We start from the raw sequence: 14,392 nt of genomic DNA on the forward strand, positions 1-14,392 counted from the left end.
TCACCGTGGGAAATTTGGGCTTGCCGAAACAAAAAAAGCGAGATACGCATCTGCGTACCTCGCTTTTCTCAGTGTATTATACGAACATCGCGTGCTGCTTATAAAAGGATTGAAAAAAACGTGCCGAAAGTGGCCGCTTTCCATAAAGTTTCTCGCAGAACGCGTAAATCGTTTGCCTTGCGGCTTCATCTTCGAGCATTGTCATATGTGTCGAAGCTTCAACGTCCATCACGTACGCCTGCGGGATCTGTCGAACCCATTCCTCCCAGTAAGGCAGATGGTCGAACGGAACGGCCCCTTCTTTAGCCGTTAAATAAGGTTCCCATGATCCCATGAACACCCCACTCTGGTTTCGGAAGTAATAGCAGGTCACCTCATCTGGCCGAGGCAAAGGCAGAAGCTTATAGTCTATCAATCTGTAGCGCTGCTGCATGGAAAACTGACGCTCAAATTGCTTCTCCAGCAGCCGCTTAGGAATATCCAGACCTCTATGCTCGGCTAGCTCGGTTAGACGTTCAAAAAATACATCGAATCCGTTGTCGCAGTCAATCTCATCCCTATGGATGAGAAGACCTTTCTCATCGGTCGAGGCAATGCCATGGACGGCTGCCAACGCCATGTTAACGGTTTGCAGGGCTATAGAATTCTGATCGAGGGTCGTCCTCTGGACCTCAGGGCTAAACATCGTATCCAGCATAACCAAAGACGATACAGTCTCACCCGCTTCCTGCAGCTGACGCGTCATTTCGTAAGCCAACATACCGCCGAGCGAATATCCGCCAAGATCATAAGGGCCCTCCGGCTGAATCGCTTTGATGAGTCGGACATAGTGTGAAGCAATAGCCACTATGCCCTCAGGTGCTTCATCGCCGGTACCGCTGAACGATTGGATACCGTAGAACGGTCTTTTCGCATACGCCGCCAAAAAACGATATACTTCCACGCTTCCAGAAGCCCCATGAATCCAAAATACCGGCCTTCCATCCGTAATTGAATTGAGCCGAATGATCTGCTGATTGAAGTTCTCCTCCAAAAAAGAGCCGTCAACATGAAGATCATCGATTTCCGGCGGGAAGTTCGCTTGCACCTTGTCGATCAAGTCTTGAATCGTTTCACAAGTCAACAGATCGGGGAGCTCCATCGACGGAGCAGCCACTTTCTGCAGGCCTGCAAGCAATTGCGCGAGATGAAGCGAACTCAATCCGTAATACATCAATCGCTTGTCCGTTTGAATCTCTGTCGGCATCATGCCAAGAAGTAGAGCGACGCTGTTTAAGACGATTGTCTTTACATCATTCCCGTTCATGGCAAGCTGAGCCTTTTGTGCGCTCATCTCATCGTTCTTGCCCATCTCAGCTTCCGTCCGCTCTAAGCCCGCTTCCGGTTGGATTTCAAGCCAGCAGCGCTGCTTGACGAACGGGTAAGTGAGCAATGGTACGATTCTCCCCTTTCTTCGGCTGCGATACAATTCCCTCCAGTCCATATCGCCGCCCTTTGACCAGTAGATGGCAAGCTTCTCGACATCCAGTTCATCCATCAAGTGCTTCAAATACAGCTGGCCATTCTTACCAGAAAGGAGCCTGAGCATATCATCCGGAGGTCCTCCCGCATTTCCTTCGTATAACCCGAAGCTCCCGGATAGCGGAATATCCGAACTGCCGGTATCATCCAGATAGTACGAGAGCGCGGCCATCAATTCTTCCCTGCTGCTCGCAGTTACAGCAAGGCGGAAGTCCATGGATTCACGACCGACCTGCAGCGTATAGGCCAGATCGTCCAGCGAAAGCTCCTCGTTCCGCTTCACATACTGACGTACATGGTATACGGCTTCCTTCAGACGTTCCCGGCTTTTGGCCGAGAGGATCAATAATTGATTTCCAGTTTCCTGTACAGATGGTTCTTCAGCAGGCGGCACATATTCCTCGACAATCAGATGAGCATTCGTACCGCCAGCACCAAAGGAGCTGATCGCCGCGCGAAGTGGGAATTTCCCGCCATGTGGCGCTTCATTTTCCGTCTGCTGCCAGTCCTCTAAATGCCGCTGAATACGGAAATTCGTTTCCTCAAGGCGTAAATTCGGATTCAAGGCTGTGTCCGAGCCGAGTGTCGGAACAAGCTGCCGATGCTTTAACTGAAGAACGACTTTTGTTAATTGGGCGATGCCCGAGGCAGCTTCCCCATGCCCGATGTTGGATTTGACGGACCCAATCGGCAGAGCACGCTTCATACCGGAATGACTGCGGTACACCTTGTTCATCGCCGCCATTTCAACTGCATCGCCGATGGATGACCCGTTAGCCGCACACTCAATATAGCTGATCGACTCTGGTTTTATGTCGGCCTGGCGCATGCTTTCTTCCATCAGTTGAGCTTGTGCATTTGGATTTGGCGCTCCGTAGCCGTTTGTCTGTCCGCCATGATTGACCGCGGTTGATTTAATCACCGCTAAAATGGAATCACCATCCTCGATGGCTTTGACCAGCGGTTTTAATAGGACCGAACCAACTCCTTCCGATGGCAAATAACCGTCCCCGTCCGCGAAGCTTCTGCTTCCAGGATGACTGCCAGCCAAACGCGACATGCTTAAGCCGACATACTTTTGCGGATGAAGCGAAAGATTGACGCCTCCGGCGATTGCCAGCTCGCATTCACCTTTCCGCAAGCTTTCGCATGCCATATGGATCGCGACCGCCGAAGAAGAGCACATCGTATCGACAGCGATGCTCGGACCTTTGAAATTAAAGAAATGGGACACCCGGTTGGCGATGGAGCTATACGAGGACAGAGCAAAAAGCGGCTCCTTCGCCGGGTCGTTATTTAGCAAATGATAATGATTGTACATGCAGCCGGCATACACGCCGACCTTGCTGCCGTACTCGTGCTCAAGCGTCTGGCTTGTATAACCCGCTTGCTCCAGCGTGTTCCATACGGACTCGAGAAACAGCCGCTCTTGCGGGCTTATATAAGACGCTTCTAGGGGTGAGAGCTGGAAAAAGATCGGATCGAATTGATCGATATCTTTTAGAAACCCGCCCCATTGACAGTAGCTCTTGCCTGGCTTGCCTTTCTCAGGATCATAATACTTGCCGCTTTGCCAACGAACAGCGGGTATTTCTTCAATACAATCCTTCCCGCTCTTCAGATTGTCCCAGAACTGGTCTAAATCCTCCGCTCCCGGATAGCGGCCCGACAATCCGATGATCGCGATATCGGACGCAGGTTGACGCTCGGATATCTCCTCGCGGATCAGCGTTGCTTGCTTTAACGCTGGTTTTGTCGCCACTGGAGCCGGCGTAACGGATAAATGAGCAGCCGCTATGACTGGTGAAGCTGCCTTTGGTATCACTTGCGTAAGCTCGGGCGCAAGCACCCGACGGAGCTTAGGCTCATAATGACCGATAAGATATTCACACAGCGCTTGTATATTTTCATACTCGAAGAACAAAGTTTTCGGCAGCGAGCCTAATTCGTTCTCAAGCTGTGCCGTAAGCTGCATCGCCATAATCGAGTCAATGCCAAACTTGCTGAAAGAAGTCTTGGCATCCATGCGATGTAGAGGAATGCGTATATAGGATGACAGGGTCTCCCTTAAGTAGTGCATTGTTCTCTCATACAGCTCGTCTGGTCCGAGCGGGTTATCTCTATCTGATTGCCACTCGGCCGCAGGAGCTTGCTGCGCTGTCGCCAACTCTTCCATGAGCGGCGTTGTGCTCAAAGCCATGTTCATCACCGCAACTTGGTGCTTCCCACTTGCCAGCGCAGCGTAAAGCGCTTGAATGCCCTGGTGGCTCTGTATCGCTTTCATTCCCGAACGCTGCTCCATCATCGCTTCCGTTGCGGGATCGACGGTCATGCCGCCTTCCTGCCACAACGGCCAATTCACTGAAAGTGTATGTCCTTGCCGATGGCCGGCCGCTACCAGCTCATTCCGATAAGCGGCGAAGGCATCCATAAACCCGTTTGCTGCTGCATAATCCGCCTGCCCATAGTTTCCGAAGCATCCGGAAAGCGAGGAAAACAGAACAAAGAAGTCGAGCTCAAGCCCGCTTGTTGCTTTGTCCAATGCTATGAGTCCATCCACTTTAGGTCCCAAGACAGCAATCAAATCGTCTGTTGTTTTATGGATCAGGAAGCTATCCTTCTTCATGCCTGCAGCATGAAGGATGCCGTTCAATCGGCCATGTCGAGCTACAATTCCACTCATCAGTGCCGCCATGTCCGATTCCTTACGGACATCTGCGGTATGATACTCCACGTGTGCGCCTAACTCCTGAATCATTTCCAATTGGGACCGACGATTACGGTCAAGCTCTGACCTTCCGGTTAGAATGATTGCCGCTTCACGGGATTTCCTAGCGATATCCTGTGCGAAGATCAATCCAAGTCCTCCGGCACCGCCGGTTATGAGGTAGACGCCTCTGTCCTTCCACGGCGCGTCCACCGCAACGTCCGATGCATTCAGGCCTTCGATTACCGCTTCATACCGCCGGTTTCCTTCATAGCGAATATGGCTGACCGATGGATGACGGCCGTCAATCTCTAAAAAGGAAAGAAGCTGCTCGGATGAGACGCACGCATCGAATTCGATTAACTGGCACCATACATTCGGATTCTCCAGATGCGCCGTCTTCAACATACCGGCTAAACCGGCGTACAGCTGCTGCTCGCCGGAAGCAGGAATCAGCAACTGGATCAACGACTGACCACCAAGCTTGTCTTTTAAGATCTTCTGAATGTCAACCATGAGCTGCTCCGCATAGCCGACATACCGTTCCTCGATTACCTGCCCTTCTGCTTTCAGCACTTTGCACACCGCCTCAGGGAATGCTCGGGCCAACTGCGCGTTCATGCTTTGGTTTTCTTCCAGCAGATACATATACCGACGGGTGATTATGCGCGCTTCACTTCGGTCTTCATCATTGCGTTCGGCCCATGCCGGATTCCATAGAAGCGGAGCGTCTTCTTCCATAGCCATAGCCACTTCCACTTCCGCTTCCAATTGACGCGAAGAGAGGCCTTGCAGTATCGCGCAGCGTTTTCCATGCTCATCATAGATGTCGATATCAAGCTTTTGAATCGCCCCTGTTGCAGTGCTTCCGGAGCTTCTTCGAATCCATGCCCACATGACCGCTGTACTTGGACCCAAAATCACCAAACGGTCCAGTGCATAAGGAAGTCCCGGCCTTAATGCTGCTTCCGAGCCAGTTCCTACTCCCGAATCTAAAGGTAATGCGGCCATTCCGATTGATGCTTGCAGCGCCGAATCAATCATGCCCGGATGAAGCACATAATGCTCCAGTGTGGACAAGGCGGAAGCCGCAATTTCCAAACGACCCAGCAGCTCGCCTTTACCGACTTGGATTCGGTCAATAGCACGATGGCCGGGTCCGTAATCCATGTCCAGCCGGCCAAGCATGTCATAGCATTGGGCGCCGGTGATGAGTCCGACGTCACATCTAGCCTGAAGTTCTTCGAGCAATTCGATATGTGGCACTTGAACGGATTCGTCTAATGCCGCTGTTCCTTGACAATGAACCGTTCTTCCCTCCGGATGCCCCGATGCTTCCGTATAAATTTCGAAGAAGAAGTCCGCTTCGGAATTACGCTGCAGATGAATGTTCACCGTGACGGAACGATCTTCCACGACGATTGGCTGCACCCATCCGATATGCCGCAGCAAGACGGGTGATGTTGGCGTACCTGATCCTTTTTCGCATGCTGCCGTCACAGCCGCCCGCGCCATCTCCAGATAGGCGACGGCGGGTAGCACCTTTCGCCCTCGGACTGAATGATCTGTCAAGAAAAACTCCGTCCCCGTCAGAACCGTTTGAAACAATAGACCTGAGCTGTCCTTCAACGAAGTGCGCTGAAGGTTCAGAGGCAAAGATTCGCTAGACGCTTTCATCGGTTCGCGTCTTTGTGGGTCCTGCGGCGGATAGTCATTATCCGAAACCCAGTAACGCTCTTTGGCAAACGGATACGTCGGAAGCGGAACACGCGAATAGGAGTCGCCAGCAAACAGTTGGCTGTAATTCAGCGCATAGCCTTGAACATACAATTCGGCTGCCGTGGACAGATGCTCCAGATACAAGCCTGGATTCATGCACGTTTGGCAGCTCTCGATCGCGGCATTGCCAAATCGCTTTAACGATTGCTGCTCGCGAACGTCGTTTTCCGCTAACTCGGATACGTACACCTGCGCCATTTTACCGCGGGATAGCCAGTTGGAGAGCAGTTGTTTTAGCTCTTCTGCGTCTTTGACGATACAAGCCAACCGGTGATTCATGTGACGACGTCCAACCAGCAGTGTATAGCTGATGTTTCCCGCATCAATGTCAGGTACCCGCTGGCAATGCTCCAACAGCCTCTCAGCTTGCTGCTTTAGCTGTTCCCGGCTGCGGGCTGACAGCGTAATGAGATAAAACGGCCTCGATGCATGCATACGCAAAGTATCCGGAGCCTCCTCAATGACCATATGCGCATTAGTGCCGCTGAAGCCGAAGGAGCTGGTGGCTGCAATCCGCCTTGAACCCGGTGGAACCGCCCAATCTTTAATCTCCGTATTGACATAGAACGGGCTGCTGGAAAACTTGATGTGCGCATTGCCCGTCTCATAATGCAGGGAAGGCGGGATTTGCTGGTTTCGCAGCGATAGTAAAATTTTGAAAACGCTCGCGACACCTGCAGCTGCGGTTGTATGACCAATATTTGTTTTTATGGTTCCAATCGCGCAGAACTGCTTTTTATCCGTGTAATGGCTGAAGGCACTGTTCAATGCTTCGAACTCAATCGGATCGCCGAGACGGGTTCCGGTGCCATGCGCCTCCACCATTTGAATCTGCTCCGGATGAATGGCGAAACGATCATAGACGGACTTTTCCAGCCGTTCCTGCGAATTGGCGCTTGGAGCGGTAATGCCGTTTGTCGTCCCGTCCTGGTTAATGCCCGAACCCTTAATAACCCCGTGGATATGGTCGCCGTCGGCAATGGCATCCTTCAGCCGCTTCAGAACGACGACACCGACCCCTTCGCCAGGTACAAAGCCGTCTGCCCGATTATCGAACGTGTGACATTTGCCCGAAGGAGACAGCATGCCGGCCCGGTTGGAATTGATATAAAACGTTGGCGTCGTTTGGACAAACACGCCCCCTGCCAGTGCCATTTCGGTCTCTCCGGTCCATAAGCCTTGGCAGGCAAGATGGATGGATACAAGCGAGCTGGAGCAGGCGGTATCAACCGTAACGGCAGGCCCCTGAAGATTTAAATAATAGGCGATTCTTGCGGGAATAATGGATGGAGCATTCCCCCACATCGCTTGCGGAGGCGAGTTGTCTCCGATATGGTGCACATAGTCGCCAATATTGTAGCCGACATACACGCCGCAGGCACGACCCTCTACGCTCTGGCCCGCATAACCCGAATCCTCCAGCGCCTTCCATGATTCCTCCAGGAACATGCGCTGCTGCGGATCCATATAGGTAGCCTCGAGTCCGGAAATATTAAAGAAGGACGGATCGAACTTATCGATCTCATCCAAGAAGCTGCCGTGATTGCAGTAAGGCTTGCCTTTGGGTGCATACTTCGACAGATCCCACCGGGTAACTTCTTCAACAAGATCATGACCTTGCGCCAAATGCTCCCACAATTCATCCAGCGTGTTCGATTTGGCAAAGCGGCCACTCATTCCGATTATGGCGATGGGCTCTTTAACTGCTGCTTCCGTAGCCCGAACGGATGCAGCGGCCTCGGCCGGCTGCGCGGACGCCTTCGTTTGCAAGGATTCGAAATGGACAGCCTGCTCCTCCCTTTCAAGAGGAATTGAACCTTGCTCGTAAACGGCAGCGAGTCGGTCGCTAAATGCGGACACAACAGCCTCTTTATGCGCAGACAGCAAATACCCGGCCAGTTGATTGATCGAGCTGTAGTCAAAAAGAATGGTTGTCTTCATCTCAATCTGCAAACGTTCGTTAAGCGTATTGACGATATGCACGCCGGAAATGGAATCAAGCCCGTAGTCTGCGAAAGAGTCATCCATATCGAGCGATGACGCATCCAGCTTCAGCGTTTCCGCCAACTGGGAGGCAATCAACGATTTGATTTCATCCTGGAGCATCTGCTCATTCAAGGCAAATAAGCTGTCTTCGATTTCCCTTCTGGAATCCGTATGTGCTGCATCATTCCGCTCTTTCGTCAATGTGGAAACGGATTGACTTGCAGACTGCTGAGCGCTTATTCCTTTCCGTTGTTCCCATCTAGGCTGTCTGATGATTCCATCGCTTTGTGCCGCAACGATTTGCTGTCCCAGGTCGTGATGATCCTGGGCCAGGAAGCCGATCGCACTGAAGCCTTCTCTCTCAAGCAGTTGCTGCCAGCTTTCGGGCGAGAGCGCCGGACTGCCCGGGATCCGAATGCCGGGATCGTCGTACAGCCACCAGCCTTCCAACAGTCCGAACGTAAGATGGGTAAATAGGGCGCTGTTGCTAATTTCATTTAATAGCAGCCATCCTCCGGGCTTCAATGCTGCTTTCGCGTTGCGAACCGTCGTCCGCATGTTACGCGTAGCATGAAGGACGTTCGCGGCTATGACAAGATCATACTGACCAGCATCAACGCCTTGCTGCGCAAGAGCTTGCTCTACGTTGAACGTGCGGTACGTCAGGAACGGATAGCTAGGGCCGTATTCCTTCTGCGCATGGAGCAGAAACATTTTGGATAGATCGGTATAGCAGTATTCCGCAATATGGGTCTTATAGAGAGCTAGCTTGGCAAGCACGCCCGCAGACGTACCGCCTGTACCCGCGCCGATTTCCAGAATACGAATTTGCGCCTTCGGATTTTCCTGTACACGCTGTCTGACAACATGCAGGGCTGCCTCGGCCACTACATCGTTGAAATAATCAGCTACCGGATTGCTCTTGTAAATCCCCTCGACAAGTTCCATTGACGAGTTCGGAAAGAGCACGTCTGTCGCTGCAGATTTCCCTGTAAGGACAGCAGGCAAGGACTTCAGCGTTGTTTCCACCAATACGATTTGCGCTCTTGTTTTCTCGTCCTCCCGCCATTTAGCGGTATGCTGCCCCCACTGCTCCCATACCGCCCCGTGATCGGTGTTTGCCGTGACCGTAACCGACAGAAGCTGGCCTCTACGGGACAGTAGCCCTTGCTCTACGAGAATAGCAACGCTCTGACTTAGCCATTCGGTATACATTTCTTCGGCGATTCCTGCAGCAGCCATTGCCTGTTTCAGATCGAACGTTCCGGAAGCGAATACCCCCGTTTGCCGAAGCTGCACGAACAACAGCCTGCCAAGAAGTCCGTTCATCTCATCCGTCTTCTCCGCGTTCTCACGCTTCATCTGTCCGATATCGGGTCGCTTAGAGGCGGCAGGCAGACTTCGGCCTGCTTCAGCTGACCGCTGTCCTGCAGCTAGAGCCTTCATTTCTTCTTTGGGATTCATGCTTTCGACGGGGATCTGCTTCGTCGTTTTCATGACAGCCAGCTGCAATTGCGGCTGGGCAAGCACTCTCTCAATCGCCTGCATCGCTTCCTTCGGCTCGATTAGCCCAATTCCAAGCTCCTGCAGCAGCCGGTATTTTTCCGTATCCTCGACCTTGTCGCTTGACCAGAATCCCCAGTTCAGCACTTTCACGCTGCAAGACCACTGCTGTGCCAACAAGTGCGCGAGAGCATCCTTAAAGACACAACCGGCGGCATAGTGAGCCTGCTGCGGATTCTTAATAAGGCTGATGAGCGATGAGAAGAACAGTACGAAATCTAGCCGTTCCTCGCGAAATACCTGCGCCATCCTGACGCTCACGTCAACTTTAGCGGAGAGCGCAGCTTGAAAAGCAACCTCATCCATTTCAGCCAAGCTGTACTCGTTTAATACCATTGCCGAATGGACGACGCCGTTTACAGAGCCAAAGCGCTGCTTAATCTCGGCATAAGCCTGCGAGAGCGAATGGATGTCCGATGCGTCTGCACTCCAATAACGAATCTCGGGACCACGATCTGAAAGACTGTGAATTTTGGTTCGAATAGCGTCATTCATCGGGCTGCGACCAATCCACACGATTTGCGCTTGATAGGTACGAATCATATACTCCGACCATACCATGCCGATCCCGCCAGCTCCGCCGATGACGACATATACGCCTCCATTCCGGTACACTGGCGCTTTCGGAGCGGGAAGAATAGTTGGAATCAACTGCATACGGTGCCACTCACGCCCTCTGTATACGGCAGCCCCGCCCCTCCGGTCTGCAGGGATCCGGAACATCTCGGACACCGGCCATTTCGAATCCGACTCCAAGTCGATGAGACGAATCATCCAGTTTGGATATTCTTTAGCAAGCGAACCGATCAGTCCGTGAACGCCTGCCTGTGCCGGTTTTATGCTGTCTTTCTTGGATACCGCTTGGGCCTGGGTCGTGATGACCGTGAGGCCGACCGACCTTGAACCGTAGCCAGATTGCAGCAACGATTGAATAAACCGGAAGCAGCTAAGCGTAGTCTGATTGTGAGCAGTAATCAGCGCATCGTCTACACCGCCGTCTATAGCAGCAGGATCACGAACTACCCATATAAAATGTCCGATATCCTCAAAGCCGGAAATCTTCCGCTTGATATCAGCCACGGACACGTCTTCGTCATTACCAAAATGTACGGAACCCGGATATAGGGCTTGAATTTGCGCGAAACGTTCGTTGCAGAGACCAAATACAGCGATCCGTTCCGTTACGGCAGGGAAATAGTCGCCTTCCGTCTCAACGGCGAACGTATCCCACACCGGAGTAAACTGCCTCAGCATATCCTGCGAACCGGTACCTGTGTCAGCTTCCACGATACGTTGGTTAGCGTCATTCTCCGCGTTCCGGTTCGAAGCCTGAATTACGGCTGAGCTTTCTCCCTGAGGCGAGGTCGGGCTTGCCGCTTTGGCTGTGCTTCCTACTTGCTGTACCGCTGATGGCAGGCTGTCCTGCGGTTTCGGCGCAACCGGCAGCCAGTATCTGTTTTTCGCAAAGGGATAGGCCGGAAGATGCATTTTTCTCGGTTTATCGGTACGGTAAAGCCGTCCCCATTCGATATCGCTGCCCTGAGCCCAAGACTGTGCGATTTCAGCCATCTTTCCTTCTGTAAACCAACGGTCGTCAGCCTTCGCCACATCCGCCGACACGCTGGACTTTTTCTTCAGCTGACCTTTCCAGCAGTTCGGAACGGAAGGTTTACCATCCGCATATGCTTTCAATTTCTCGACCAGTTCCCGGATGCTGCTGACTAGAAAGACAACCCGCTCTTCCATTGCTTCGCGTCCGGTCTGAAGCGTATACGCAATGGACGACAAGCTCATCTCCTGAGACGCCCCGCCTTCCGCATGACGATTCCGATTGAGAATCAGATGCAGCGATTCGGCGGCATCAGAGATCGATCGAATCTCATACCAATCGATGCTGTCGGTCTCGATTTCATATTCCCGCAGCAGCTCATCCCGGACAGCAGACAGGTGTGCCGTTTCCATGCCGTATTCCGACCAGTCTTGATCGAAATCGATGTCTTGTTCATCCACCTTCAGAACAGTTGAAACCATTCGCAGAATATTGGCTTCCAGCCCGCTCTGTGATTCCATTTCCTTAACGCTAGCCACGCATCCAGCCTCATCCGCAAGGAACCGCGCTAACCGATCCGCATACGCTTTCAAGCGATCTTCATTTTTGGCCGATAACGGCACAATGACGGCAGACGGCTCGCCGCTCGCGGAAGAAGGCTGCGGCACCCATTCCTCCAAAATGATATGCGCATTTGAGCCATAGGCGCCAAAGGAGCTGATCCCTGCCCTCCTCGGGTATACCGTTTCCTTTCCTGCTTCGGTCACCCGAGGCTGCTCCCATTGCTCTAACTGCCTCTGGATGTAGAATGGCGATTGCTCAAAATCGATATAAGGATTCGTTTCGGCGGAATGCAACGACGGCACTAACGTTTTATGATGCATCTGCAGCGCAACCTTAATCAACCCGCAAACCCCGGCAGCGGACTCGCCGTGACCGACGTTGGATTTGACTGAACCGATAGCGCAATATTGACGGTCATCCGTGTAGCGGGAATATGCTTTCACCAGTCCTTGGATTTCGATGGGATCGCCGAGCGACGTGCCTGTGCCGTGTGCTTCCAAATAGCTGATCGTTCTCGGATGAATATTAACCTTATTCAGGCAGTCTTCAATCAATTCAGCTTGTGCAACCGGACTGGGCACCGTAATGCCGCTAACCGCACCCACATGGTTGATTGAACTGCCTTTGATAACGGCATATATCTGATCGCCATCCTTGACGGCGGCACTTAGCGGTTTTAGTACGACCGCGCCAATCCCTTCTCCGGATGTAAACCCGTCGCCGTCTTTACCGAACGTACGGCAATAACCGTCGCTCGAATGCATGTTGGCCATGCCGAACGTTTTATATTTGCCAGGATGAAGCGTCAAGTTGACACCGCCCGCAATTGCAGCTTCACATTCTCCACGCCGGATGCTCTCTACCGCCATGTGGACAGCTGTCAGAGATGCGGAGCACAGCGTATCGACTGCCAGACTGGGGCCATGGAAATTAAGCGAGTAGGAAACCCGGTTCGCCACGTACGAGTGACTCAAAGAAAGCGGGAATAGCAAGCCTTGCGCCATAAGCTCCGCCCCGAGTAGTGCATAATCCTTATGCATAACACCAGCGAACACGCCGACAAGGTTCCGTTTGTTCGGTCCTCTTGGCGTTACGAGGGTGGACGGACGGTATCCAGCATCTTCAATGGCCTCCCAGCATGTTTCAAGAAAAATCCGCTCCTGCGGGTCTATGATTTCCGCTTCGCGAGGCGATATGCGAAAGAACGGCGCATCAAAGCAATCGGGGTCGTCAATGAAGCCGCCCCATCTGGAAACCCCTTTGCCCGAAGGAGACTTTAAGTTTTCAAACTGTTTCCAATCCCATCGTGAAGGGGGAATTTCGCTGATGCAGTCTTTACCGTCCTTCAAATTTTGCCAAAACTCGCGTAGATCGCTTGCCCCTGGAAAACGGCCTGACATTCCGATAATGGCAATATCCTCTTCTTGCGATGTTGATGCTTCTGAGCGGTTGCTGGAATCCGCAGGTTTCTTCCTGTTGTCCGGATGTTCATCAAGGTGCGATCGGGGGGCATTGATTCCATCGCCCGGTACTGGTGCGAAGCTTTCATCCGCAAATGCCGAAGCGTACTGTTCGGCCAAGTAAACGGATAAATCTGCAATCGTCGTATATTCAAAAAGCAGCGTAGGCGGAAGCGCTGCGCCTACCTTCGCTTCAATTCTCTTAACCATCTCCAGCAAGCCTGAGGAATCCATTCCCATCTCATAATAGCCCGCGTTCGGATCGAGATCCGCTTCAGCCATATCCAAGCGCTCAGCCAAGATGCCAGCCAGAAAAGCGGCCGCCTGAACGGTTGGAGTGCGCTCCCCGCTGAGAGCATGCCCCTGTTTGACTGGAGCCGGCGCCGGTTCTGTGACGGACGGGTCATCCCCATCTCCCGAGACGGCAGATGAACTGATCCCGGATGCCGCCCTCACCAGCTTCATCGTGTAGTTTTTCATTTCTGCTACTTTGCAGCCCTTACTGTCGAATAGCTCTAGCGTCATGCTGAGCAATTCGTTCTTTCGTTGAACACTGGGAGTGAGAACCTGTGTATAGCAGCGCTCTTGAATGAGCTGCTCCGCACGAAAGGACTCAAAATATAAGGGCAGAAACAATTGTTGCTCTTCCCCGACAAGCGCTCGAAGCAATAGCGAGGCACCTACACAACTAGCATCTAACAAGGTGGGATGAAACAGCACGTCTTCGGCGCTGTCGCGCGAATTGCGATCCAATGCAAGCTCAATGAGCACGCCTGTTGAGGTTTGGAAGGTATGCCCTTCCGCTTTCATCATGCCGGTATGGATGAGGCCCAGCGCACGAAACTGCGCATAGGCCTCCTCCAGATCGACGGAAGCTTCCGCCTGATTTATGGCTTGCCCGAGATTGATCGTCTTATCAAATGGAACGGGTTGAATCTTCCGCATTTGGGCATCGGCATATCGTTTCGCCTCCGGGCTGACGGCTCCATCCCGCGATTCGCGGCCTTCTACAACAATGCTCCAGCATCCCGCTTCCTTCTCTTCCACAACAATATCGATCAGCACCTCGTAATCGTGACCCACCGCCAAGGGATGATAGATCGATACATGGCAAAGCTCCAGCTCTCTCCAATCGTACCCGTTATCCCGAAATGCTTGGTAGATCAAGTCGACATAAGCCGGACCAGGCAGCAGTTCCTGACCAAAGACTTTATGGTTGCTCAGGATCGGATGATCGCCGCTTAATAAAAATTGTTCTTTCAT

General features: G+C 52.5%; 1 protein-coding gene. It reads right to left on the bottom strand.

The features are described 5' to 3' along the window. Positions 1 to 76: 76 nt before the first annotated feature. The gene (locus tag AB432_RS26975; RefSeq protein WP_048034926.1) at positions 77 to 14,392 is read right to left on the bottom strand and encodes an SDR family NAD(P)-dependent oxidoreductase; all 14,316 of its coding nucleotides are present in this window, start codon (positions 14,390 to 14,392) and stop codon (positions 77 to 79) included.

Source organism: Brevibacillus brevis (genome assembly GCF_001039275.2).
Classification (GTDB): domain Bacteria; phylum Bacillota; class Bacilli; order Brevibacillales; family Brevibacillaceae; genus Brevibacillus; species Brevibacillus brevis_C.